At 73.3% G+C, this 23,423-nt stretch carries 20 protein-coding genes, 1 pseudogene and 1 riboswitch; of the genes and pseudogenes, 20 read left to right on the forward strand and 1 reads right to left on the reverse strand.

Translation table 11 applies throughout. The features are described 5' to 3' along the window. The 17 genes and pseudogenes from CKO43_RS19430 to CKO43_RS19505 form a co-directional block, all read left to right on the forward strand. Nucleotides 1-625 (forward strand): FecR family protein (locus tag CKO43_RS19430; protein ID WP_207185135.1); only part of this gene is annotated, 625 nt, incomplete at its 5' end. Between the two features lie 106 nt (nucleotides 626-731). After that, nucleotides 732-1,037, forward strand: a pseudogene (locus tag CKO43_RS26350) (TonB-dependent siderophore receptor); the annotation flags it as partial. 175 nt (nucleotides 1,038-1,212) lie between these two features. Continuing rightward, on the forward strand, nucleotides 1,213-3,147 hold the full coding sequence (locus CKO43_RS19435) for a TonB-dependent siderophore receptor (protein WP_242481245.1): 1,935 nt from the start codon (nucleotides 1,213-1,215) through the stop codon (nucleotides 3,145-3,147). Nucleotides 3,148-3,216: 69 nt separating this feature from the next. Beyond that, the gene (locus tag CKO43_RS19440; protein WP_200231150.1) at nucleotides 3,217-3,717 is read left to right on the forward strand and encodes a sigma-70 family RNA polymerase sigma factor; all 501 of its coding nucleotides are present in this window, start codon (nucleotides 3,217-3,219) and stop codon (nucleotides 3,715-3,717) included. Then, nucleotides 3,717-4,658 (forward strand): FecR domain-containing protein, encoded by a 942-nt coding sequence (locus tag CKO43_RS19445; protein WP_200379640.1) that lies wholly within the window; start codon nucleotides 3,717-3,719, stop codon nucleotides 4,656-4,658. Before CKO43_RS19440 ends, CKO43_RS19445 begins: the two co-directional genes overlap by 1 nt. Nucleotides 4,659-4,795: 137 nt before the next feature. After that, nucleotides 4,796-7,228 (forward strand): TonB-dependent siderophore receptor, encoded by a 2,433-nt coding sequence (locus tag CKO43_RS19450; protein WP_200379641.1) that lies wholly within the window; start codon nucleotides 4,796-4,798, stop codon nucleotides 7,226-7,228. Nucleotides 7,229-7,304: 76 nt separating this feature from the next. Then, nucleotides 7,305-7,811, forward strand: a complete 507-nt coding sequence (locus CKO43_RS19455; RefSeq protein ID WP_200231155.1) for a sigma-70 family RNA polymerase sigma factor — start codon at nucleotides 7,305-7,307, stop codon at nucleotides 7,809-7,811. Continuing rightward, the gene (locus tag CKO43_RS19460) at nucleotides 7,811-8,794 is read left to right on the forward strand and encodes a FecR domain-containing protein (protein WP_200379642.1); all 984 of its coding nucleotides are present in this window, start codon (nucleotides 7,811-7,813) and stop codon (nucleotides 8,792-8,794) included. Before CKO43_RS19455 ends, CKO43_RS19460 begins: the two co-directional genes overlap by 1 nt. Before the next feature lie 59 nt (nucleotides 8,795-8,853). Further along, complete coding sequence (locus tag CKO43_RS19465) at nucleotides 8,854-11,277, forward strand: TonB-dependent siderophore receptor (protein WP_200379643.1); 2,424 nt, start codon at nucleotides 8,854-8,856, stop codon at nucleotides 11,275-11,277. Between the two features lie 80 nt (nucleotides 11,278-11,357). Next, a complete protein-coding gene (locus tag CKO43_RS19470; protein WP_200379644.1) occupies nucleotides 11,358-11,882 on the forward strand; it encodes a sigma-70 family RNA polymerase sigma factor in 525 nt (174 codons plus the stop codon). Then, nucleotides 11,875-12,837, forward strand: coding sequence for a FecR domain-containing protein (locus CKO43_RS19475; protein WP_200379645.1), 963 nt, complete (start codon nucleotides 11,875-11,877; stop codon nucleotides 12,835-12,837). Before CKO43_RS19470 ends, CKO43_RS19475 begins: the two co-directional genes overlap by 8 nt. Before the next feature lie 104 nt (nucleotides 12,838-12,941). Continuing rightward, nucleotides 12,942-15,365 carry a TonB-dependent siderophore receptor gene (locus CKO43_RS19480; protein ID WP_200379646.1) on the forward strand — a complete coding sequence of 808 codons (2,424 nt, stop codon included), beginning with the start codon at nucleotides 12,942-12,944 and terminating at the stop codon, nucleotides 15,363-15,365. A 68-nt stretch (nucleotides 15,366-15,433) separates the two neighbouring features. Further along, nucleotides 15,434-15,739, forward strand: coding sequence for an iron uptake protein (locus CKO43_RS19485; protein ID WP_200379647.1), 306 nt, complete (start codon nucleotides 15,434-15,436; stop codon nucleotides 15,737-15,739). 12 nt (nucleotides 15,740-15,751) lie between these two features. After that, nucleotides 15,752-17,443, forward strand: a complete 1,692-nt coding sequence (locus CKO43_RS19490) for a PepSY-associated TM helix domain-containing protein (protein ID WP_200379648.1) — start codon at nucleotides 15,752-15,754, stop codon at nucleotides 17,441-17,443. Beyond that, complete coding sequence (locus tag CKO43_RS19495) at nucleotides 17,436-17,744, forward strand: DUF3325 domain-containing protein (protein ID WP_200379649.1); 309 nt, start codon at nucleotides 17,436-17,438, stop codon at nucleotides 17,742-17,744. The genes CKO43_RS19490 and CKO43_RS19495 overlap by 8 nt, the downstream gene beginning before the upstream one ends. 192 nt (nucleotides 17,745-17,936) lie before the next feature. Then, nucleotides 17,937-18,404, forward strand: coding sequence for a thioredoxin family protein (locus CKO43_RS19500; RefSeq protein WP_200379650.1), 468 nt, complete (start codon nucleotides 17,937-17,939; stop codon nucleotides 18,402-18,404). Nucleotides 18,405-18,557: 153 nt separating this feature from the next. After that, nucleotides 18,558-18,763, forward strand: a riboswitch (cobalamin riboswitch). 190 nt (nucleotides 18,764-18,953) lie between these two features. Next, entirely contained in the window at nucleotides 18,954-19,445 is a 492-nt protein-coding gene (locus CKO43_RS19505; RefSeq protein ID WP_200231170.1) for a GNAT family N-acetyltransferase, read from the forward strand. A 13-nt stretch (nucleotides 19,446-19,458) separates the two neighbouring features. On the opposite strand, the gene CKO43_RS19510 is transcribed toward CKO43_RS19505, so the two are convergent. Then, nucleotides 19,459-19,914, reverse strand: coding sequence for a hypothetical protein (locus CKO43_RS19510; RefSeq protein WP_200379651.1), 456 nt, complete (start codon nucleotides 19,912-19,914; stop codon nucleotides 19,459-19,461). A 290-nt stretch (nucleotides 19,915-20,204) separates the two neighbouring features. Between CKO43_RS19510 and CKO43_RS19515 the strand changes: the two genes are divergently transcribed. The 3 genes from CKO43_RS19515 to panC form a co-directional block, all read left to right on the forward strand. Further along, on the forward strand, nucleotides 20,205-21,797 hold the full coding sequence (locus CKO43_RS19515) for an aspartate:alanine exchanger family transporter (RefSeq protein ID WP_200379652.1): 1,593 nt from the start codon (nucleotides 20,205-20,207) through the stop codon (nucleotides 21,795-21,797). An 87-nt stretch (nucleotides 21,798-21,884) separates the two neighbouring features. Next, the gene (panB, locus tag CKO43_RS19520; RefSeq protein WP_200379653.1) at nucleotides 21,885-22,733 is read left to right on the forward strand and encodes a 3-methyl-2-oxobutanoate hydroxymethyltransferase; all 849 of its coding nucleotides are present in this window, start codon (nucleotides 21,885-21,887) and stop codon (nucleotides 22,731-22,733) included. Between the two features lie 8 nt (nucleotides 22,734-22,741). Next, the coding region (gene panC, locus CKO43_RS19525; protein WP_200379654.1) for a pantoate--beta-alanine ligase at nucleotides 22,742-23,423 on the forward strand (682 nt) is incomplete at its 3' end.

The following is a 23,423-nucleotide window of genomic DNA, read 5'->3' on the forward strand; positions in this document are numbered from 1 at the left end:
CCTCGATGTGGGCCCAGGCGCGTGCGTGCAGCGCGAGATCGTGCTGGACGACGGCAGCCGCGTCTGGCTGAACACCGGCAGCGCGCTCGACGCCGAGTTCGCAGCCGACCGTCGCCGGCTGCTGCTGCACGCCGGCGAAATCCTCGTCGAGACCGCCGCCGACCGTTTCCGGCGCCCGTTCTGGGTCGACACCGCCGACGGCAGGATGCAGGCCCTGGGCACGCGCTTCGCCGTGTGCCTGAGCGCGGGGCGCACGCGGCTCGACGTCTTCGACGGCGCGGTGCGCGTGCGCAACCAGGCGGGCGCGGTGCTGCAGGTCCGGGCCGGTGAGCACACCGTGTTCGACGCTGACGGCCTCGGGCGTGTCGACGCCGCCGACCCGGCGCGCGAAGCCTGGAGCCGCGGCCTCGTCGTCGCCGACGGCATCACGCTGGCCGAGCTGGCGGCCGAGCTCGCGCGTTACCGCCGTGGCCACCTCGGCGTGGCTCCGGCCGTCGCCGGGCTGAAGGTGGTCGGCGTGTTCCCGGCGCAGGACCCCGAGCGCGCGCTGGCGATGCTGGAAGCGGCGCTGCCGCTGCGTGTGCAGCGCACGCTGCCGTGGTGGGTCAGCCTCGAGCCGCGCTGAATCTTTCGTCGCCGCAGTTCCCCTTTTCGGTTCTCGTCCGATCAACAGGCGAGTCGCCCGCGAACCGCCGGGCGCCGACAGACCCGAACCCGGAGGAACCCCGTCCATGTCCAGCCGCACCGGCCGCAGCGCCTGCCGCCCCCGTCTTGTCCGCCGCCCGGGCCTCGCGCCGTTCGTGCTCGCGCTGCAGCTGGCGCTGGCCGCCGCCGGCGTCGTCGAGGCCCGCGCCCAGGGCAGCCAGGCCGAAACCACGCGCCATTACGAGGTCCCGGCCGGGCCGCTGGCCGCCGCGCTCAACCGCTTCGCCCAGCAGGCGGGCGTGTTGCTGGCGGTCTCGGCCGATCTGACCGACGGCCGCAGCAGCCCCGGGCTGCAGGGCCGCTACGAGCTGCGCGCAGGCTTCGAGGCGCTGCTGGCCGGCACCGGGCTGCAGGCGCTGAGCCGCTCCGACGGCAGCTGGTCGCTTCGCAAGAGCCCGGCCGACGCTGGCGCCGCTGGTCGCCAGCGCGCGGCGCGAAGATGCCGCCGGCCCGCTGGCCGGCTACGCCGCGCGGCGCAGCGCCACGGCGACCAAGACCGACACGCCGATGCTCGAGACGCCGCAGTCGCTCACCGTCGTCGGCGCCGAGGAGATCGAGGTGCGCAAGGCCGACAGCCTGGCCGAGGCGGTGGGCTACACCGCCTCGGTGCTGCGCTCCGAAGGCGTGGACCGCACCGGCGACGGCTTCGTGATGCGCGGCTTCCAGGCCACGGCCAGCCAGGGCAACCTCTACCGCGACGGCAGCAAGTACAGCGTCAACCTCTACGACGGCCGCCAGGAGCCTTATGGGCTGGAGCGCATCGAGATCCTGAAGGGCGCAGCCTCGGTGCTCTACGGCAACTCGGCGCCGGGCGGCATCATCAACACCGTCAGCAAGCGCCCGACGAACGAGGCGCTGCACGAGCTGAACCTGGAGCTGGGCTCCTTCGACCGGCGCCAGCTCTCGGGCGACTTCGGCGGTGCGCTGGGCGAAGGCGGCGCCTGGTCGTACCGGCTGACCGCGCTGGTGCGCGACAGCGGCAGCTTCGTCGAGCACATCGACGACGACCGCCGCTACCTCGCGCCGTCGCTGCGCTGGCAGCCCGACGCCGCGACCTCGCTGACGCTGCAGGCCGACCTGCAGCACGACCACACGGCCTACGCCTACGGCCTGCCGGCCGAAGGCACGGTGCTGCCCAATCCCAACGGCCGCCTGCCGCGCGACACTTTCGTCGGCGAGCCGGGTTACGACCGCTACGACCTGGATCGGCGCTCGCTGGGTTATCTGTTCGAGCACGCCTTCGACGACCGGTTCACGCTGCGCCATTCGCTGCGCAGCTACCGCGCCGACGTCGACATGCCCTCGGTCTGGATCGCCGGCCTGGAGGCCGACGGCCGCAACACCGCCTACCGCGGCGCCCAGGACCGCGAGGACCGCGCACGGGCGCTGATGTCCGACACCTCGCTGCAGGCCAAGTGGCGCAGCGGCAGCGTCGAACACACGGCGCTGGTCGGGCTGGACTATGTGCGCGAGCGTTTTCGCACCGTGCGCTACGACCGCAGCGCCGAGCCGCTGGATCTCTACGACCCGGTCTACGGCGGCGCCTTCGGCGCGCCCGAGCCGGCGTCGTTTTCGTCGCGCTCGGAACTGCGCCGCGTCGGGCTGTACGCGCAGGAGCAAGCCAAGATCGCCGGCCGCTGGGTCGCCGTCGCCGGGTTGCGCCACGACCGCGTGCGCTACGACGAGAGCGCGGTCTTCAGCGAGGACGTCGCCGCCGACGGCGAGAAGTCCAATGCCACGACCGGCCGCGCCGGCCTCGTCTACCTCGGGCCCGACGGCCTGGCGCCGTTCGTCAGCTTCAGCCAGTCTTTCGAGCCGCAGACCGGCACCGACCGCGGCGGCCAGCGTTTCGACCCGACCCGCGGCACACAGTGGGAGGCGGGCCTGCGCTGGCAGCCCGAAGGCAGCCAGACGCTGCTGTCGGCGGCGCTCTACCAGCTCACGCAGCGCAAGGTGCTGGTCACGGACCCGGTGGACACGAACTACTCGGTGCAGCTCGGCGAGGTGCGCTCGCGCGGGCTGGAGCTCGAGGCGCGCACGCGTGTCGGCGCCGCCAACCTCGTCGCCGCCTACGCCTACACCGACGCGCGCACGCTGAAAAGCAGCCCGCTGACGCCCGAGGCCGAGGGCCAGCGCAGCGGCGCCGTGCCGTACCACCAGGCCTCGGTCTGGGCGGACTACGGCTTCGGCGCCTTCGGCCTGCCGGCGCTGAAGGCCGGCGCCGGCCTGCGCTACGTCGGCTCGGCGCCCGGCGTCTGGCTCGATGTCGACGTGCCCGGCTACACCGTCGTCGACGCGATGCTGTCGTGGACCGAAGGCCCGTGGCGGCTGGCGCTCAACGTCGCCAACCTGGGCGACAAGCGTTACGTCGCGTCCTGCACCTATCTGTGTTTCTACGGCGAGCCGCGGCGGGTGACGGGGAGCGTGTCGTATCGCTGGTGAGCGCGCCAGGGCGGGTCAGTCATTTATAATGAGAAACATTCTCATTAGCGCTGGCGCCTTGTCCCTGCCGTGTCCGCCTCCGCCACCTCCGTCCATCCGGTCCAGACGCTGTACCTCGAGCACCACGGCTGGCTGCAGGCCTGGCTGCGGCGCCGGCTGGACGATTCGCAGCAGGCCGCCGACCTGGCGCATGACACCTTTGTGCGCCTGCTGGCTGGCCGGCGCGAGCACTTCGGTGACGAACCGCGGGCGCTGCTGACGCACGTCGCCAAGGGGCTGGTCGTCGACCACTGGCGGCGGCGCGAGGTGGAACGCGCCTACCTGGAGGCGCTGGCGGCGACGCCCGAGGCGCTGGCGCCGTCGCCCGAGACCCGGCTGGCGCTGCTGCAGACGCTGCTGCAGATCGACTCCCTGCTCACCGGCCTGGCGCCGCGCACACGCGCGTGTTTTCTGCTCGCCCAGCTCGACGGCCTGACGCTGGCGCAGATCGCCGAACGCATGGCGATGCCAGTCATCACCGTGCGCCGCCACGTGCACAAGGCGCTGCTCGCCTGCATGGCCTGTCTCTGATGGCGGCCGAGACACCCGACCACACGCTGCTGTCCGAGGCCGCCGACTGGGCGCTGGCGCTGCGCGAGGGCGGGGCGGCCGAGCGCGACGCCTTCGAGCGCTGGCGCGCGCGCAGCCCGGCGCACGCGGCGGCCTGGGCGCGTGCCGAGGCGGTGTTCGAGGTCTTCGCGCGTGTGCCCGACGGCGCCGGCCGCCAGGCGCTGCACACGCTGGGCCGCGCCGGGCGGCGCCGTGCGCTGGCCACGCTCGGCGGCCTGGCCGTCGGCCTGCCGGCCGCCTGGCTGGCCTGGCACGAGGCGCCGTGGCGCGAATGGCGCGCCGACCTCGCCACCGCCACCGGCGAGCGCCGCGACACCGTGCTGCCCGACGGCACGCGGCTGGTGCTGAACACCGCCAGCGCGGTCGACGTGCTCTTCGGCGCCAGCGAGCGCCGCCTGCGCCTGCTGGCCGGCGAGATCCTCGTGACGACCGGGCACGAGGCCTCGCCGCGGCCCTTCGTCGTCGAGACGCCGCTCGGCCGCGTGCGCGCGCTGGGCACCCGCTTCTCGGTGCGGCTGGACGGCAATCACTGCCGCGTCGCAGTCTACGAACACGCGGTCGAACTGCAGCCGGCGGCCGGCGCGCGGCGGCGGCTGGACGCGGGTGAACAGGCCGAGTTCGATGCCGGCGGCGTGTCCGACGTCGGCGCCGCCGACGAGCGCGACACGCTGTGGCAACGCGGCATGCTGCTGGCGCGTGGCCGCCGCCTCGACGAGGTGGCGGCCGAACTGGCGCGCCACCGCCGCGGCCTGCTGCGCTGCGACCCGGCGGTGGCGGCGCTGCGGGTCTCGGGCGCGCTGTCGCTGGACGACACCGACGCCGCGCTGGCGCTGCTGGCGCGCACGCTGCCGCTGCGCGTGGAGCGGCGCACGCGGTTCTGGGTGACGCTGTTGCCGCGCTGACGCGCGGGTGCTGGTGCCGCGCTGACGCGCGGGTGCTGGCGCCGCCCTGAAGCGCAGGTGATCACTTTCCGCCGCTTGTCCGGTGTAGCGGATGAAGGCGTGCCGCGGGCCCGCCGCATCCCAAGCACAGGAAGAACATGAAGCAGACCTCCGGGCGCCGCCAGCGCGCCCTTGCCCTGAAGGCCGGCGCCGCCGGCGTGGCCATCCAGGCGGCGATCGCCGTGCTCTGCGGCGTGGTGCTGGTCGCCGCGCCACCGGCGGCTTTCGCCGGCGAGGCCGGCGCGCCGGAGTTGCGCATCGCGCCCGGCCCGCTGGACGAGGTGCTGGCGCAGTGCGCCGCGGCCTTCGGCGTGCAGCTGGCCTTCGACCCGGCGCTGGCCGCGGGCCGCCGCAGCGCCGGGCTGCAGGGCCGCCACACGCTGGACGAGGCCTTCGAGCGCCTGCTGCGCGGCAGCGGGCTGGAACTGGTGCCGCAGGGCGCCGGCGCCTACGGTCTGCGGGCCGTACCACCGGCATCGCCGGATCAGCCCGCGCTGCCGGCGCTGAAGGCGCGCGCCGCGGCGATCGGCGACGACCGCAGCGAAGGCGGCGGCTACGCGACGCCCGGCCGCAGCGCCGCGGCCACCGGTCTCGCGCTGACGCCGCGCGAGACGCCGCAGGCCATCACCGTCGTCACGCGCCAGCTGATGGACGATTTCCGCCTGGACACGCTGAGCGCGGTGCTCGACCAGACGCCCGGCGTCACCGTCGCCCGCCAGAACGACATGACGACCTTCACGGTGCGCGGCGCCGACGTCAACCTGCAGACCGACGGCCTGCGCCAGGCGCGCGACGGCTGGGGCTGGAACAGCCACATCCTCTACGTCAACGACGACATGGCCGAAATCGACCGCGTCGAGGTGCTCAAGGGCTCGTCCGGCCTGGTCAACGGCGACGGCTACCCGGGCGCCACGGTCAACCTCGTGCGCAAGCGCCCGACGGCCGAGTTCCAGGCGTCGGCCGGCGTGCTGGCCGGCAGCTGGGACCGTTACCGCGCCGACGCCGACCTGTCCGGCCCGCTGGACGCCGACGGCCGCCTGCGCGCGCGCCTCGTCGCCTCGCACGAAGACGCCGGCGCGTTCCGCGACCGCCAGAAGACCCGCAGCTCGCTGGTCTACGGCGTTGCCGAGTTCGATCTCGCGCCGTCGACGCTGCTCACGGCGGGCCTGAGCTGGCGCCAGCGTGAACTGCACGCTGCCGGCGGCACGACGCCGATCCAGGCCACTACCGACGACGGCACGTTCGTCGGCCTGCAGCCGCGTTCGTTCAACCTCGGCGCCTCCTGGGCCGGCTACGAGCAGGAGACGCTGAACCTGTTTGCACGCCTGGAGCACCGCTTCGACGGCGGCTGGAGCGCGCGGCTGCAGCTGGCGCACGAGAGCGTGGACACGCCCGACGCGCGTTTCGGCTACCTGCGCGGCAGCGATCCGGTGAGCGTGGGCCTGGGCCGCTATCAGGACGTCGAGGCGCGCAACAAGAGCGTCGCGCTCGACGTGCAGGGGCCGCTGGAGCTGCTCGGACGCCGCCACGAGCTGCTGCTGGGGGGCGGCGCTTCGAGCAGCCGCACGACGCTGCTGCGCACCGGCGCCACCGTCGCCGGCAGCATGGACTACGCCGCCGGCGGGGGCGCGATCGCCGAGCCCGACTGGAGCGCCTACACGGCGTCCGACGACCTCTTCAGCCGCCACCGCCGCTACGCCTACGGTGCCGCACGCTGGAACCTCGCCGACCCGGTGAAGCTGATCACAGGCGTGCGCGTCACCGACTACGGGCAGAAGGACGTCACCGACATCGGCTGGTACAACTACCGCATGACCGAGAACGGCGTCACGACGCCGTATGCCGGCGTCGTCGTCGACGTCTCGCGCCAGGTCTCGCTGTATGCCAGCTACGCGAGCATCTTCGAGGCCCAGAGCGCCAAGGACGCCGACGAACGCACGCTGCCGCCGCGCGAGGGCCTGTCCTACGAGGTCGGCGCCAAGGGCGAGTTCTTCGCCAAGCGCCTGATCGCCAGCGCGGCCTTCTTCTGGATGAAGACCGACAACGAGGCCGAGGAAGTGGGGCTGACGCCCGGCGGCGACAGCATCTACCGCGCCGTCTCGGGGGCCCGCCGCCACGGCTACGAGTTCGAGCTTGCCGGCGCGCCGGCACCGGGCTGGCAGGCCCAGGGCAGCTACGTGCTCAACGACAGCAGCCTGGAAAGCGCCGGCAGCAGCCCGCGCCACCAGTTCAAGCTCGCCGGCAGCCACCGCTGGAGCGGCGGCGTGCTCGACGGCCTGACGCTGGGCGCGGCGACCCGCTGGCAGAGCACGATCGCGGCCGGCACCGAGGCCGTCCGGCTGCGCCAGGACGCCTACTGGGTCTGGGACCTGATGGCGCGCTGGGAGATCGACCGCCGCTTCAGCCTCAGCGCCAACGTCGCCAATGTCTTCGACAAAAAGTACTTCGCCGGCATCACCGACTGGGGCGCGCTGCACTACACCTGGGGCGCGCCGCGCAGCGTCAACCTCGGGCTGAACATGCGCTACTGACGACGGCCCCGCCCGGTCGGCGTGGTGCAGACCGGCCACGGCTCTACAATGCGAGTGATTCTCATTTGTTACTGCCGTGGCCGCCACCGACTCTGCGCTCCACCACCAGGTCCAGACGCTGTACGCCGAACATCATGGCTGGCTGCACGGCTGGCTGCGGCGTCGGCTGGGCTGCGGCTACCGCGCCGCCGACCTGGCGCACGACACCTTCGTGCGCCTGCTCTCGCGCGAGGAGCCGCTGGCGCTGCAGGAGCCGCGTGCCTTCCTGACGACGGTGGCGCAGCGTGTGCTGGGCAACCACTGGCGGCGCGAGCAGCTTGAACGCGCCTACCTGGAGGCGCTGGCCGCACGGCCGGAACTCGTCGCGCCCTCGGTCGAGGAGCGCGCGATCCTGCTGGAGACCCTGCTCGAGATCGACCGCCTGCTCGACGGCCTGCCCGCGGTCGTGCGCCGCGCCTTCCTGATGGCCCAGCTCGACGGCCTGCCGCTGGCCGAGATCGCCGCCGAGCTGGGCCTGTCGCTGGCCACCGTCAAGCGCCATCTGCAGCGCGCTGGCGCACGCTGTTTCTTCGCGCTGCGCTGATGGACGCCGCCGAGGCGCCCATCCCGCCGGCGGTCGCGCGCCGGGCCGTCGCCTGGTGGGTCGACCTGCGATCCGAGGACGCCGACGAGGCGCTGCGCCGGCGCTGGCAGCGCTGGCTGGAGCGCGACGAGGCCCACCGCCGCGCCTGGGCGCGGCTCGAAGCCGTCGGCGCGCACCTGAACGGCCGCGTGCACGAGGGCCTGGCCGGCGTGCCCGGCGCGTCGGCCTTGGTGCAGGTCGCCCTGGCCGAGACCGCGCCACCGCGCCGGCGCGCCCTGGGCGCGGCGCTGCTGGCCGTGCTCGCAGGCGGCGGCGCCTGGCAACTGCACGACGACCCGGCGCTGCAGGCGCGTCTGGCCGACCTGGGCACCGGCGTCGGCGAGCGCCGCCGGCTCGTGCTCGCCGACGGCACACGGCTGGGGATGAACAGCGGCAGCGCCGTCGACCTGCGTTTTGGCGCCGCCGAACGCCGCCTCGTGCTGCGCCGCGGCGAGATCCTCGTCGAGACCGCGCCCGACACCGCGCACCGGCCCTTCGTCGTGCAGACCGTCGCCGGGGAGTTGCGCCCGCTCGGCACGCGATTTCGTGTACGGGAACGCGGCGACGAGCTCGAACTGGCGGTCTACGAAGGTGCTGTCGACATCCGCCCGACGGCCGGCCCGGCGCGTGTGCTGGCCGCCGGCGAGCAGGCGCGTTTCGACACCGCCGGTGTCGGCCCGCGCCAAGCGGCCGACGCCGACGCCGCGGCCTGGGTCGACGGCATGCTGGTGGCCAGCGGCATGCGGCTGGACGAGTTCCTCGCCGAACTCGCCCGCCACCGCCGCGGCCGGCTGGACTGCGCGTCCGAGGTCGCCGCGCTGCGGGTTTCGGGCAGCTACCCGCTGGCCGACGTCGACCGTGTGCTGGCCACGCTGCCGGCGGTGCTGCCGGTCACCGCCGTCTGGCGCACGCGCTGGTGGCTGACGCTGCGCGCAAAAACCTGAGCCGTTTTCGTTTCTCGCGTGACAAGCAGGACGAACCCCTGACGTCCGAGAGGAACCGCATGTCTTCGATCACCTACCGTCCCCGCCGGCCGCTGGCCCGGCTGGCTCTGGCCGCCGCGCTGGCCTGCACGCTGCCGCTGGCGCCCGCGCTGCTGCCCGCGGCCCAGGCCGCCAGCGCCGACTACGACATCCCCGCCGGCCCGCTGGAGACGGTGCTCAACCGCTTCGGCCGCGAGGCCGGCATCCTGCTGTCCTTCCCCAGTGAACTGGTCGCCGGGCAGCGGAGCCCGGGGCTGCGCGGCCGCCACGAGGTCGGCGCGGCGCTTGAATTGCTGCTGCGCGGCACCGGGCTGCAGGCCCGCGAACAGCCGCAGGGCGGCTGGGCGCTGGTGCGCCGCGGCGCCGAGGGTGCGGCCGCCGAGGCGCTGCCGGCGATCACCGCACGCGCCACCGCCGAGACCGCCACCGGCCCGGTGCGCGGCTACGTCGCACGCCGCAGCGCTACCGCCACCAAGACCGACACCGCGCTGCTGGACACGCCGCAGTCGGTCTCGGTCGTCGGCGCCGAACGCATCGAGGCGCTGGGCGCGACGCGCCTGAGCGAGGTGCTGGCCTACACGCCGGGGGTCGACGGCGCCATCTACGGCAACGACTCGCGCTACGACTGGATCTCGGTGCGCGGCTTCGAGACCCTGTCCCCCGGCTACTACCTCGACGGCCTGCAACTGCGCAACAACGCCTGGTGGGCCGTCTGGCAGACCGAGAACTACGGCGTCGAGCGCATCGAGATCCAGCGCGGCCCGGCCTCGGTGCTGTGGGGCCAGAACGGGCCCGGCGGCATGATCAACATGGTCAGCAAACGTCCCGCCGCCGAGCTGCCGCAGGAGCTGCGGCTGACGCTGGGCAGCGACGCCCGGCGCGATGTCGCGGCCGACCTCTCGGGGTCGTTCGGCGAAGGCGACGCGGCGCAGTGGCGCCTCGTCGGCCTGCTTCGCGACGCCGAGCTGCCGGCCGGCGGCATGGGCGATGACCGCCAGTACCTCGCGCCGTCGCTGACGCTCCAGTTCGGCGCCGACACCCGGCTGACGCTGCTGTCGCAGTTCCTGCGCACGCGTGCCGGCGTCTACGTGCGCGTGCTGCCCGAGTCGGGCACGCTGGTGTCGACGCCGGCAGGCACCCGGCTGCCGGATTCGGTCTTCGCCGGCGAACCCGGCTTCAACCGCTTCGACCAGGACCAGGCGATGCTCGGCTACGAGCTCGAGCACCGCCTGGACGAGCGCTGGACGGTCTCGCAGAGCCTGCGCTGGTCGCGCCTGGATGCCGACATGCGGCAGGTCTACCAGACCGGCTACCTCGACCGCGACCCCGCCGATCCGCTGGACCCGGCGTCCTGGCGCGTGCTCGGGCGCACGGCCACCACCAGCCGCGAGAAGATCCACTCGCTGGTGGTCGACAGCCGCATCCAGGGCGAGTTCGTGTTCGGCGACTGGCGCCACACGCTGCTCGCCGGGCTGGACCTGCAACGCAGCCGTGCCGATCAGGTCAGCGTCTTCGGCGCCACGGTGGCGCCGCTGGACGTCTACGCCCCGGCCTACGGCGGCGACGTGGTCCTGGGCGACCCGTCAGTCGACACCCACACCGTGCTCCAGCAGACCGGCCTGTACCTGCAGGACCAGATCCGCCGCGGCGCCTGGGTGCTGACGCTGGGCGCGCGCCACGACCGCGCCGCAGTCGACACCGACGACCACCTGGCCGACGCCTCGACGCGCCAGCGCGACCACCACACCGGCTTGCGTGCCGGCGTCGTCTACCGCGCCGCCGACGGCTGGGCGCCTTACGCCAGCTATTCCAGCTCTTTCGCACCCTCGACCGTCGTCGACCCCGAGACCGGCAAACCCTTCGACCCCGAGACCGGTCGCCAGCTCGAGGCCGGCGTGCGCTTCGAGCCCGCCGGCCACGCCGCCAGCTACAGCGCCGCGGTCTTCGAGCTGCGCCGCCGCAACTACGTCAGCTACGACGTGAACTACGTGCCGTCGGCCGACGGCGAGGTGACGGTGCGCGGGCTGGAGCTGGAAGCGGTGGCCGAACCGCGTGCCGGCATGAACCTCACCGCGTCCTACGCCTTCACGCCCAAGGCCGACGTCACGCGCAGCGCCAACCCGGCCGAAGTCGGCAAGCAGGCGACCGCGGTGCCGCGCCACCGGCTGTCGCTGTGGGCCGACCAGCGTTTCGCCTCGGGGCTCAAGCTCGGCCTGGGCGCGCGCCTGGTCGGCTCGCACCGCGGCATCGGCGAGACCGCGGCGCGCGACGTGCCCGGCTACACGCTGTACGACGCGCTGCTGGGCTGGGACTGGCGCGCCTGGAGCCTGGCGCTCAACGTCTCCAACCTCGCCGACAAGGACGCCATCACCAACTGCAGCAGCGGCTACTGCTACTACGGCAACCGGCGAAAGACCTCGCTGAGCGCGGCCTACCGGTTCTGAAGTCCGAAGCGGCCGGGCAGGGGCTTGTCATAGAATGAGAACAATTCCTATTAGCAAGCCCAGCCAGCCGCTTCCCCTCCGTGCACGCTGTCGCCGAACCCGCCCTGCAACAGCAAGTCCGAGTGCTCTACGGCGAGCACCACGGCTGGCTGCACGCCTGGCTGCGCCGGCGCCTGGGCTGCGCCGACCACGCTGCCGACCTGGCGCACGACACCTATCTGCGCGTGCTGGTCAGCGGCCGCACGCCGCCGCCGGGGCAGGCGCGGCCGCACCTGATGCAGATCGCCAAGGGCCTGGTGATCGACCGCCACCGGCGCCAGCTCGTCGAGCAGGCCTACCTGGATGCGATCGCGGCCCAGCCGGCGGCGCTGGCGCCGTCGTCCGAGGTGCGGGCGATCGCGCTCCAGGCGCTGCTGCGCGTCGACGCGATGCTGGACGCGCTCGCGCCGGCGGTGCGCGAGGTCTTCCTGCTGTCGCAGTTCGACGGCCTGACCTATGCCGAGATCGCCGTGCGCCAGGGCATCGCGCCGGCGACGGTTCGCAAGTACATGCTGAAGGCGCTGCAGGCCTGCTTTCTGGCGCTTGACGGCGGCGCCGATGGCTGAGGCCGACACGCGCCTGGACGCGGCGCAGCGCGCCGCGCTCGAGTGGCAGGTGAGCTTCTGGTCGGGCGAGGCCGGTGATGCCGAACGCCGCGCCTTCGAAGCCTGGCTGGCGGCCGACGACAGCCACCGCCGCGCCTGGGAGCGTGTGCAGCGTGTCGGCGGCCAGTTGCATGCGGTGCCGGGCGAGGTCGCCGGTGCGGTGCTGCGTGCGGCGCGTGCGCCCGCCGGCCGCCGCCGCGTGCTGCGCGGCCTGCTGCTGCTGGCCGGTGCCGGCGGCACGGCCGCCGTCGTGCGCCGCACGCCGCAGTGGCAGCTGGCGAGCGCGGCCGAAAGCACCGCGCCCGGCGAACGCCGCGAACTGACGCTGGCCGACGGCAGCCGGCTGACGCTGAACACCGCGACCGCGCTCGACCTGCGCCTGGACGCCGCCGTCCGCCGCGTCCTGCTGCGTGCCGGCGAGGTCCACGTCGCCACCGCGCCCGACCCGGCGCGCAGGCCGTTCTACGTCGAGACGCCCGAAGGCAGCGTGCAGGCGCTGGGCACTCGCTTCACGGTGCGCATGCTGGACGCCGGCGTGCGCGTGCAGGTCTTCGACGGCGCCGTCGAGATCCGCCCGCGCGACGGTGCCGCGCCGCGGCGTCTGGCCGCCGGCCAGCAAGGTGTGTTCGACGCCGGGGCGGCGCGCGAGCCAGAGGCGCTGGACGACAGCGCCTCGGCCTGGATGCGTGGCCTGCTGATCGCCGAACGCGTGCGCCTGGCCGACTTCGCCGCCGAACTCGGCCGCTATCGCCGCGGCGTGCTGCGCTGCGACCCCGAGGTCGCCGAACTGCTCGTCTCCGGCGTCTTCCCGAGCGCCGATACCGACGCCGTGCTGCGTTCGCTGGTGCGTGCGCTGCCGGTGCGCGTGACGCTGGCGACCCGCTACTGGGTCTCGATCACGAAGGCCGGGCGGTGAATTCCGCCGCCTGCCGTAGCACTTTTTCTTTCTCGTCCGGGAATGAGGATGAGGCCCCTGCGTCGACAGCGGGCCGCTTCGTCTCCCGTCGAAAAGGAAACCCGATGTCTTCCGGCCCATCCCTCGCCGCGCACCGCCCGTTCGTGCGTCATCCGCTGGCGCACGCCGTCGTGCTCGCCTGCCTCGCCTGTGCCGCGCTGCCCGCGGCGCACGCCCAGACCACCGCGCCGGCGGCCGCCGTCCAGGTGGACATCCCCGCCGGCACGCTGGACCAGGTGCTCAACCGCTTTGCCGCGCGCGCCGGTTTCATGATCACGATCGACGCCACGCTCACCGCTGGCAAAACCAGCCCGGGGCTGGCCGGGCGCTACGGCGTCGGCGACGGCCTGGCGGCCATCCTCTCCGGCAGCGGCCTGCAGGCCGTGGGCCAGGCCGGCGGCGGCTGGCTGCTGCGCGCCGCGGCGCCGCAGGCGCCGGCGGTGGTGCAGGCCGACTCCGCGGGGCTGCCCGCGATCACCGCGGTCGCCAACCAGCTCGGCGAGGTCACCGAAGGCAGCGGCCACTACACGCCCGGCGCCATCGCCACCGCGACGCGCCTGGTGCTGACGCCGCGCGAGACGCCGCAGACGGTCAGCGTCGTCACGCGCCAGGAGATGGACGACTTCGGCCTGACGACGATAGACGAGGTCATGGCGCACACGCCCGGCGTCAGCATCGTCACCTACGACACCGAGCGCACCGAGTACTTCTCGCGCGGCTTCGCGATCCAGAACTTCCAGTACGACGGCATCCCGATGCGCCGCGACTCGTCGTACTCGGCCGGCAACACGCTCAGCGACATGGCGATCTACGACCGTGTCGAGGTGCTCAAGGGCGCGACCGGGCTGCTCACCGGCAGCGGCGAGCCGGGTGCGACGATCAACCTGATCCGCAAGAAGCCGACGCGCGAGTTCCAGGGCCAGGCCAGCCTCGGCGTCGGCTCGTGGAGCGACGTGCGCGGCCAGGTCGACGTCGGCGGGGCGGTCGACGAAGCCGGTCGCGTGCGCGCGCGCGGCGTCGCCGCCTACCAGCAAAAGGAGTCGCAGCTCGACGGCCACGAACGCAAGACCGCGGTGCTCTACGGCGTCGTCGAGGCCGACCTCACGCCGTCGACGCTGCTGACCGTCGGCGCCGACTACCAGAACAACGATCCGAAGCGTTCGACCTGGGGCGGCATCCCGATCTTCGCCGCCGACGGCAGCTTCAACGACCAGTCGCGTTCGTTCAACAACGGCGCCGACTGGAGCCACTGGGACCAGTACACGCGCACCGTCTTCGCCACCGTCGAGCACTACTTTGACAACGACTGGGTGCTCAAGGCGCAGTTCAACCACCAGATCAACGGCTACGACGCGGAGCTGGGTTCGGCCGCCTCGGGCTTCCCCGACCCGGTGAACGGCAGCGGCGTGTCCACCTGGGAAGGCAAGTACGTCGGCAAGACGGTGGCCGACGCCGTCGACGTCTACGCCAGCGGCCCGTTCCAGCTGCTCGGCCGCCGCCACGAGCTGGTGGCCGGCGGCAGCATCACCAAGCGCCGCTGGACCAACCGCGGCTACTGGGCCGGCAGCACCGAGATCGCCGACTACGGCGCCTGGAACGGCCAGCTGCCCGAGCCCGACTGGGACGCGCTGACGCCGTCGCGCAACCGCGAGACCACGCGCGAGAACGGCCTGTACGGCGCCGTGCGCTGGAACCTGCGCGACGACCTGAAGCTCATCAGCGGCGCGCGTGTGCTGAACTACGACGGCCCGGACATCGACGAGTCCGGCGTCTTCACGCCTTACCTGGGCCTGGTCTACGACGTCGACAAGCGCGTCTCGGTCTACGCCAGCGGCACGACGATCTTCATGCCGCAGTCGGCGCAGACCGAGGCCGGCAAGACGCTGGACCCGCAGGAAGGCCGCAACCTGGAGGCGGGCGTCAAGGCCGAGTTCTTCGGTGGCCGGCTCAACGCCAGCGCCGCGGTCTTCCACCTGAAGCAGGACAACTACGCCGAGGAGACCGGCGGCCTGACCCCCGGCGGCGGCACGGCCTACCGCGCGATCGACGGCGTCAGCACCAAGGGCTTCGAGCTCGAGCTCTCGGGCCAGGTGGCGCCGAACTGGCAGCTGCATGCTGGCTACAGCCACAAGGTCTCGCGCCAGGACGGCGAGAAGGTCTCGACGCTGACGCCTGAGAACCAGTTCAGCCTGTTCAGCAGTTGGCAACCGGCGGCCGTGCCGGGCCTGAAGCTGGGAGGTGGTGCGCGCTGGCAGGACAAGACCTGGGGCACGGTGAGCCACCCGACGCTGGGCTCGGTGCGTCACGATGTCGACGGCTACTGGGTCGTCGACGCGATGGCCAGCTACCGCGTCACCCCGCGTCTGACCGCGCGGCTCAACGTCACCAACCTGTTCGACAAGAAGTACTACACGATCTTCAGCTGGTACAGCACCTACAGCTGGGGCGAGGCGCGCGCCGTCGCGCTGAACCTGGACTACCGCTTCTGACCCACCGGCCGGCGGGGGCGGTGGCGCCCTTGGCCGGCCGGCCCACGCCACCCGACCGGATCCTCCGCATGGCCGCCACCCTCGCATCTCCTTCCCGCCTGCAGATCGCCTCGCGCGTGCTCGCCGCCGTCGTCGGCGGCTACGCCTTTTGCTGGGGCCTCACGGCCTTCGGGCTGGCCGGGCTGTACGCCGCCGGCATGGCCTTCCACGACGCCGAGCACCTGAGCGCGATGCTGGCCGTGCTGGCCTACCTCGGCGTCTTCCTGTGGGCGGTGGCGGCGCGCAGTCAGGTGCGGGTCTGGGCCGTGCTGCTGGCCGGCGGCGCGGCGATGGCCGGCGCCGGCTCGCTGATCCAGTCCGCGCTCGTGGCCTGACAGGAGCCGCCGATGTTTGCCAACTTCCGCCTCGCGATGGCCTGGCTGCACACCTGGTTCGGCCTGGTGCTGGGCTTCGTGCTCGCGGTCGCGTTCTTCTTCGGCGCGCTGTCGGTCTTCGACCGCGAGATCGACCGCTGGGCGATTCCCGCCACGCGCTTCGAGGCCCAGCCGATGCCGTCGTTCGACCGCCTGCTGCGGCCGATCTTCGAGCAGATGCAGCCCGACGCCGCCAACGTCCAGGCGCTGCGCGGCCTGGTCGACGGCCCGCTTCCCGAGCGCTGGGATACCGTCGCCGGCTGGGGCGCCTACACGACGCACCGCGACCCCGTGCTGTCCGTCTTCGCCTCCTACGAGGTGCCGAACGCACACGACCCCGAGCAGCTGGTCTGGGGCTCGCGCACGATCGACCCGCGCAGCGGCACGGTGCTTCCCGACGACCAGCTGAAGATCGGCAGCCGCTTCTTCTACCCGCTTCACTACAGCCTGAACCTGCACTGGAAAGACCTGGGCACCTGGATCGTCGGCCTGGCGGCGCTGGTGATGCTGGCGGCGCTGGTGAGCGGCGTCGTGCTGCACCGGCGCTTCTTCCGCGAGTTCTTCACCTTCCGGCCCTGGAAAAGCCTGGGCCGCGGCACGCTGGACCTGCACAACCTGACGGGCGTCGCGGCGCTGCCCTTCCACTTCTTCTTCGCTTTCACCGGGCTGGTGATCTTCGCCGGGCTGTACTTCCCGGTCGCCGACACCCAGCTGCACGGGCTGCACGAGATGCACGAGCGCGTCGAGGCCGCCGAGACCGGGCTGCCGCACAAACGTGCCGGCGTCGCCGCGCCGCTGGCTTCGGTCGACGCGATGGTCGCCGAGGCCCAGCGCCGCTGGGCGGCCCGCGGGCGCGCGGGTGAGGTCGGTTTCCTGTGGCTGCAGCACGTCGGCGACGCCAACGGCTACGTCAGCATCTACCGCGCCGGCACCGACCGCATCGCGCTCACCGGCGAAGGCATCCACTTCAAGGCCTCGACCGGCGAGCTGCTGCGCGAGGACCCGCCGCGCAGCGCGGTCGACAGCGTCAACGAGTTCCTGACCGGGCTGCACCTGCAGCACTTCCGCCACTGGCTGCTGCGCTGGCTCTACGTGCTGGGCGGCCTGCTGGGTGCCGCCTGCATCGCCACCGGCTTCGTGCTCTTCGTCGAGAAGCGCAAGCGCCAGCACGTGCGCCGCGGCGCGCAGGGGGCCCGCGTCGTCGACGCCCTGGCGGTGACGACGATCACCGGCATGCTGCTGGCCAGCGCCGCGATCCTGGTCGCCAACCGGCTGCTGCCCGAGGCGCTGCCGGCGCGCGGCGACTGGGAGCAGGGCGTGTTCTGGGGCGCCTGGCTGCTGGCCGGGCTGCACGCCGCCTGGCGCAGCGCGCCGGTGGCGCAGGCGCGGCCGAATCCGGCCTGGCGCGAGCAGTGCATCGGTTTTGCCGCGCTCGCCGTGGCCGCGGTGCTGCTGAACGCGCTGACCACCGGCGACCATCTGCTGAAGACGCTGGCCCAGCCCTACTGGCCGGTGGCCGGCGTGGACCTGGCGCTGTTGGCGGCGGCGGCCGTTGCCGGCCTGGCCGCGCGCCGGCTGGCGCGCCACGAGCGTGCCGCCGCCGGGGCGTCGCCGCCGGCCGGCCACGACGCGCTCGACTCGAGCCTGGAGGCCGGCCATGTCTGAGCCCGCGCTGATGCTGGCCGCAGCCATCCTGTGTGCGCTCGCCGGCTTCGCCTGGCTTGCGCTGGCGATGGAAGTCCACTGGCAGCAGGTGCACGGCGGCGGCACGGGGCCGCGGCGCCGGCTGCGGCTGCTGGGCGCCGGCGGCCTCGTGGCGTCGCTGCTGCTGTGCCTGCAGGCCGACCCGCCGAGCATGGCGGCCCTGGTCTGGCTGATGCTGCTGGCGGGCGCGGTGCTCGCGGTGGCGCTGCTGCTGGCCTGGCGGCCGGCGCTGCTGCGCCTGGCCTGGCCGCGGCGTGGCTGAGGCGGGACGCGGGACGCCGGAAGGCGTCGCGCGCCAGCCGAAGGCCAGAGCGCGATTTCACGCGCGATGGCTGAGGCGGGACGCGGGACGCCGGAAGGCGTCAAGCGCCAGCCGAGGGCCAGAGCGCGATTTCACGCGCGGGCTGAACGCCGGCGCTTACAGTGGCGGCTTCACGTTTGCCGACCGCCGACCATGCTGAAGCGCCGCCTGCTGTTCACCCTCGCCCTTGCCGCCCCGCTGGCCGCCGCCGGGGCCGAAGCGCCCTACGACGAACACGCCGACGCGCGCGCCCAGGTCGCCGCGCTGCAGAAGGAGGCCGGCGCGGCGCGCCTGCCGGTGCTGCTGGTCTTCGGCGCCAACTGGTGCGGCGACTGCAAGGTGCTGGACATGGCCTTCAAGCAGGGTGCGGCGGCACCGCTGATCGCGCAGCACTTCAAGGTGCTGAAGATCAACGTCGGCCGCTTCGACCGCAACGTCGACCTGGCCGAGCACTACGGCGTGCCGCTGAAGAAGGGCATCCCGGCGGTCGCCATCCTGTCGCCCGAGGGCAAGGTGGTCTACACGACCAAGGCCGGCGAACTGGCCGACGCACGCAACATGGGCGAGCGGGCGATCTACGATTTCTTCGCCCGCGCCGCGGCCGGGCAGAACGGCCGCTGAGCCGTCGAGGCTACGATTCGGCGCTTGATATTGCTCATGCCGATCGGCGAACTCGTCATCGTTTCGTGTGATTTTTCACGTCGCCGCGGTGGCTGAAGCCTGGCGGGGCCGGGTTTGCCCCGACCCGGCGCCGGCACCGCGGAGCTGCCGATAGACTGCCTGCGGCCAAGCGGTTTCGCGTCGTCGACGCGGATGGAAGAGGGAAGGTCAGAGCCGGCGTCGGAGCGTCCGTGCTACGGCTGCCCCCGCGACGGTGATCGGCGAGTCCGCCGCCTCGTGCGCCACTGGCTTCGTGCCGGACAGGCCGCGGCGGACCTTGATCCGAGAGCCAGGAAAGCTGCCGCGCGGTCGCCCATGCCCAGGGCATGAAGTCCCGGGCGGGAGACGCTCGTCGTCGGCCGTCTGGTCCGGCGATGCTCGCCTCCCGCCTGCCCCCGATCCGGGTTGCCGCCAGAGAAGAACTTGACCCGTCCGCCGTACCCAACCCCCGATCAAGAGGGGTCCGACCCGCATCCCGCGCCGCCTGCAGACGGGCCGCGTGGCGCCGCCGTGCCCGAGCTGCCGGCCGGTCTCGACTGGTGCAGCGATCTGGAACTGCGCCGCCTGTGGCCGGCCAACTGCGGCGCCTTGCTGCTGCACCTGCTGCGGCTGTCGCCCGAGGACCGTTATGCCCGCTTCGGCGTCACGCTCAACGACGCCGCGCTGGGCTACTGGATCGAGCGCCAGGACTGGCGCTGCCACCGCTGGTGGGGCGTCTGGGACGATGCCGACGCCTGCCTGCACGGCGCGCTGCAGCTGTCGCCGGTGGGCGAGCCCGGCGACTGGGAGCTGGCGCTGTCGATCGCCGAGCCGCTGCGCCGCCGCGGCCTGGGCACGGCGCTGCTGGCTCAGGCGGTGCACGACACGCCCGACGCGACCCGGCTGTTCTGCCACCAGGGCCACACCGCGCTGGCCGCGATGGCGCGGCGCCTGGGCTGGGCCACGCGCAAGGACAGGGCGCTGGCGCTGGAGCTGCTGCCCGGGACGGCGGCCGGCAGCTGAGCGCGGGTTTTGATCAGCTGCCGGCACCGACGCGCAGACCGCGCTGACAGCGGCTGTTCTCGCAGATCAGCGGCGCCAGTTCGACCTGGGTGAAGCAGCCGGCCTTCGCCGGCCGCAGCGGCGCGATCACGCGCGCCTGGCGCGCCAGCGCGTAATGGCGCCGCGCCGCGGCTTCGGCGGCAGCGGCCTGCGGCGACGCCGTCGAATAGTCGTGCCGCTCGTCGTCGTAACAGGGCGGCAGCGGCGAGGCCAGCGTCAGCGTCGAACACTGCGCGTCGTTCGTGCAGGGGCCCGGCAGCGCCAGGCTGCGCACGTCGTCACGCGCCGCTTCGGCCTGCGTCAGCAGGGTCTCGTACTGCGTCTGAAGAGGGCCGGCGCGTTCGTCGGTGCCGGGTTCGGAGCCGCCGCAGGCGGCCAGCCAGAGCGTCGCGGCCGCCGCCGCGGCCGTGCACGGCCAGTGTCCGGTCATCTCGTTCTCCCTGTGTTCGGTACGGGGGCATCCGGCGCCTCTGACGGCCGCGCCCGTCCGCCGGTTCGTTGCCGGCTGCGGCCTAACTTAGGGCCAGTGCTCGGCCGCGGGCAAGCCCCCTGGCCGCTGGATGCCGCGCCCCGCAACAGCGGGGTCGGCGGGCCGCCTCCCGGGCCGGTTCGGGCCGGGCGCGCAGATATGCTCGCGTAAACCCTCGCGCCGGCCCCTGGCACCGGCGGCCTCCCGACCCTCCCACCGCCGCGGCGCGCCGCCGGTGCATCAGGACCGACATGGACACCGCGTTCGTTTATCTCGCCCGCCAGGAAATCCTGCTGCTGTTCCTGCTCGTCGGCGTCGGCACGCTGGTCGGTCGCGTGCGCCTGGCCGGCGTCTCGCTCGGCGCTGCCGCGGTGCTCTTCGTCGCCATCGCGCTCAGCGCCTGGGGCCAGTCGCGCGGCCACCACCTGGTCGTGCCCGAGGCTCTGGGCACGCTCGGTCTGACGCTGTTCACCTTCGCCATCGGCGTGATGTCGGGTCCCGGCTTCTTCGCTTCGCTGCGCCGCGGCGTCTGGCCCATCCTGGCCACCGTCGGCGTGCTCAGCACCGCGGCGCTGGTGGCGGTGCTGGCCGGACGCCTGCTCGGGCTGGACCCGGCGCTGGTCGCGGGCACCTTCGCCGGCGCCGTGACCAACACCCCGGCGCTGGCGGCGGCACGCGAAGCCGCCGGCGACAGCCCGCTGCCGACCATCGGCTACGCGGTGAGCTACATCTTCGGCGTGCTCGGCATGCTGCTGGCGACGCACTTCGCGCTGCGCGACCGCGCCCGCGATGCCGACGCGCCGACGCCGCTGGTCAACTGCAGCGTGCGCGTCGAGACCTCCGAGGAACCCGGCATCCGCGAGATCGAACGCCGCTACGAAGGCCGCATCCGCTTCTCGCGCGTCAAACACGGCGGCAGCCGCTTCCCGTCGCAGACGCCGGCCGACGACGACGTGCTGCGCCGCAACGACCTCGTCACCGTCGTCGGCCCCGAGGACCTGGTCGCCAGCGTCGTTGCCGAACTCGGCCACACCTCGTCGCACACGCTGCACGCCGACCGCAGCGAGCTCGACTTCCGCCGCATCACGCTGTCCAACGGTCAGCTGGCCGGCAACACCATCGCCGGGCTCGGGTTGACCGCGCGTTTCGGCGCCACCATCACACGCGTGCGCCGCGGCGACGTCGACATGCTGGCCGCCGACGAACTGGTGCTGCAGCCCGGCGACCGCGTGCGCGTGACCGCGCCGCGCGCCAAGATGGCCGCGGTCTCGTCCTTCCTCGGCGACTCCGAGCGTGGCCTGTCGGACATCAACCCGGTGGCACTCGGCCTGGGCATGGCGCTGGGCATCCTGCTGGGCAAGTTCGTGTTCCCGGTGCCTGGCGTCGAGTTCTCGATCGGCTCGGCCGCCGGCACGCTGGTGCTGGGGCTGGTGTTCGGCCAGCTCTGCCGCGTCGGCCCCATCGTGACGACGATGCCGCACATGGCGGCGCAGGCGATCGCCGAACTCGGCCTCTTGATCTTCCTGGCCCAGGCCGGCACCAAGGCCGGCGGCCAGCTCGGCGTGGCCTTCGCGTCGGGCGCCTGGATCGACATCCTGATCCTGGGCGCCGTCGTCACCTGCACCGTCGCCGCCGGCAGCTGGCTGGTGATGCGCCGCGTCTTCAAGATGGGTTGCACCCGGCTCGCCGGCGTGATGGCGGGCACCCAGACCCAGCCCGCGGTGCTGGCTTTCGCCAACGGCCGCACCGGCCACGACAGCCGCGTCGCCCAGGGTTATGCCCTGGTCTACCCGGCGGCGATGATCACCAAGATCCTGCTCGGCCAGCTGCTCGGCGGGCTGTAGCCGCGGCCGGCCGGGGCGATGTGCGCGGCGGGCCCGCGCGGCGCCCATAATCGCGCCCGTTTCGACCCTGCCCCACCGGGCCACGACATGAGCGTCCACGCCACCGAGACCGCCGCCGCCGGCACCCGCACGCGCCTGAACCTGGTGCGCCTGCGCGAAATGGCGGCGCGCGACGAGCCCATCACCATGCTGACCTGCTACGAGGCGACGCTCGCGCGCCTGGTCGACGCCGCCGGCGTCGACGTCGTGCTCGTCGGCGACTCGCTGGGCAACGTCGTCCAGGGCCGCTCCAGCACGCTGCCGGTGGACCTGGGCCACATGGCCTATCACACCGAGTGCGTCGCGCGCGGGCTGGCCTCGTCCTGGCTGATCGGCGACCTGCCGTTCGGCAGCTACGAAGCCTCGCCGCAGCAGGCGCTGGAGTCGGCGATCACGCTGATGCGCGCCGGCGCGCAGATGGTCAAGCTCGAAGGCGGCGGGCCCATGGTCGAGACCGTGCGTTTCCTCGTCGACCGCGGCATCCCCGTCTGCGCCCACCTGGGGCTGACGCCGCAGCGCGTGCACGCGCTCGGCGGTTTTCGGGTGCAGGGCCGCGACGCCGCCGGCGCCGAGGCCCTGGTGGCCGACGCGCGCGCGATGGCCGAGGCCGGCGCGGCGATGCTGGTGCTCGAACTCGTGCCCTCGGCGGTGGCGCGCCAGGTGCGCGCGGCCGCGCCGGGGCTGATCACGATCGGCATCGGTGCCGGCCCCGACACCCACGGCCAGGTGCTGGTGCTGCACGACATGCTGGGCTGGACCAGCGGCCGCCGGCCGCGTTTCGTGCACGACTTCAGCCGCGACGGCGAGCGCGCGCGCAGCGTGCCCGAAGCCGTCGCCGCCTACGTCGCCGAGGTCAAGGCGCGTCGTTTCCCCGACCCCGTGCAGCACGGCTACTGAACCACGAGATGAAGACGATCCACACGATTGCCGAGCTGCGCAGCGCGCTCGCCGGCCAGGCCGGCACCGCGTTCGTGCCGACGATGGGCAACCTGCACGACGGCCACCTGGCCCTGGTGCGCCAGGCGGCGACGCTGGGGCGGCCGGTGGTCGCCAGCATCTTCGTCAACCGGCTGCAGTTCCTGCCGCACGAGGACTTCGACCGCTACCCGCGCACGCTGGCACGCGACGCCGAACTGCTGCAGGGCGCCGGCTGCGACATCCTGTTCGCGCCCGACGAAGGCGAGCTCTATCCCGAGCCCCAGGTCTTCCGCGTCGCGCCGCCGCCGGCGCTGGCCGACATCCTCGAAGGCGAGTTCCGCCCCGGTTTCTTCGGCGGTGTCTGCACCGTGGTGCAGAAGCTCTTCGGCATCGTGCAGCCGGCGGTCGCGGTCTTCGGCCGCAAGGACTACCAGCAGTGGCGCGTGATCGCCGCGATGGCGCGCCAGTTCGCGCTGCCGCTGCAGGTGGTGGCCGGCGAGACGGTGCGTGCCGCCGACGGCCTGGCGCTGAGCTCGCGCAACGCCTATCTGAGTGCGGACGAACGCGGCGAGGCGCCGGCGCTGGCGGCGGCGCTGCAGGCGCTGGCGGCGGCCGCACGCGCAGCTGCCGACCCCGACGCGCTGGCGGCAGCCGAGGCGCCCGCAGCGC

The sequence above is a fragment of the Rubrivivax gelatinosus genome (assembly GCF_016583785.1).
Taxonomy (GTDB): domain Bacteria; phylum Pseudomonadota; class Gammaproteobacteria; order Burkholderiales; family Burkholderiaceae_C; genus Rubrivivax; species Rubrivivax gelatinosus_B.

Excerpts from the sequence above, each read along its gene's own strand:
- CKO43_RS19465 (WP_200379643.1), top strand. The coding sequence starts at position 8,854 with ATGTCTTCGATCACCTACCGTCCCCGCCGGCCGCTGGCCCGGCTGGCT.
- CKO43_RS19515 (WP_200379652.1), top strand. The coding sequence starts at position 20,205 with ATGGACACCGCGTTCGTTTATCTCGCCCGCCAGGAAATCCTGCTGCTG.
- CKO43_RS19495 (WP_200379649.1), top strand. The coding sequence starts at position 17,436 with ATGTCTGAGCCCGCGCTGATGCTGGCCGCAGCCATCCTGTGTGCGCTC.
- CKO43_RS19475 (WP_200379645.1), top strand. The coding sequence starts at position 11,875 with ATGGCTGAGGCCGACACGCGCCTGGACGCGGCGCAGCGCGCCGCGCTC.
- CKO43_RS19490 (WP_200379648.1), top strand. The coding sequence starts at position 15,752 with ATGTTTGCCAACTTCCGCCTCGCGATGGCCTGGCTGCACACCTGGTTC.
- CKO43_RS19485 (WP_200379647.1), top strand. The coding sequence starts at position 15,434 with ATGGCCGCCACCCTCGCATCTCCTTCCCGCCTGCAGATCGCCTCGCGC.
- panB (WP_200379653.1), top strand. The coding sequence starts at position 21,885 with ATGAGCGTCCACGCCACCGAGACCGCCGCCGCCGGCACCCGCACGCGC.
- CKO43_RS19435 (WP_242481245.1), top strand. The coding sequence starts at position 1,213 with ATGCTCGAGACGCCGCAGTCGCTCACCGTCGTCGGCGCCGAGGAGATC.
- CKO43_RS19460 (WP_200379642.1), top strand. The coding sequence starts at position 7,811 with ATGGACGCCGCCGAGGCGCCCATCCCGCCGGCGGTCGCGCGCCGGGCC.
- CKO43_RS19500 (WP_200379650.1), top strand. The coding sequence starts at position 17,937 with ATGCTGAAGCGCCGCCTGCTGTTCACCCTCGCCCTTGCCGCCCCGCTG.
- CKO43_RS19480 (WP_200379646.1), top strand. The coding sequence starts at position 12,942 with ATGTCTTCCGGCCCATCCCTCGCCGCGCACCGCCCGTTCGTGCGTCAT.
- CKO43_RS19445 (WP_200379640.1), top strand. The coding sequence starts at position 3,717 with ATGGCGGCCGAGACACCCGACCACACGCTGCTGTCCGAGGCCGCCGAC.
- CKO43_RS19510 (WP_200379651.1), bottom strand. The coding sequence starts at position 19,914 with ATGACCGGACACTGGCCGTGCACGGCCGCGGCGGCGGCCGCGACGCTC.
- CKO43_RS19450 (WP_200379641.1), top strand. The coding sequence starts at position 4,796 with ATGAAGCAGACCTCCGGGCGCCGCCAGCGCGCCCTTGCCCTGAAGGCC.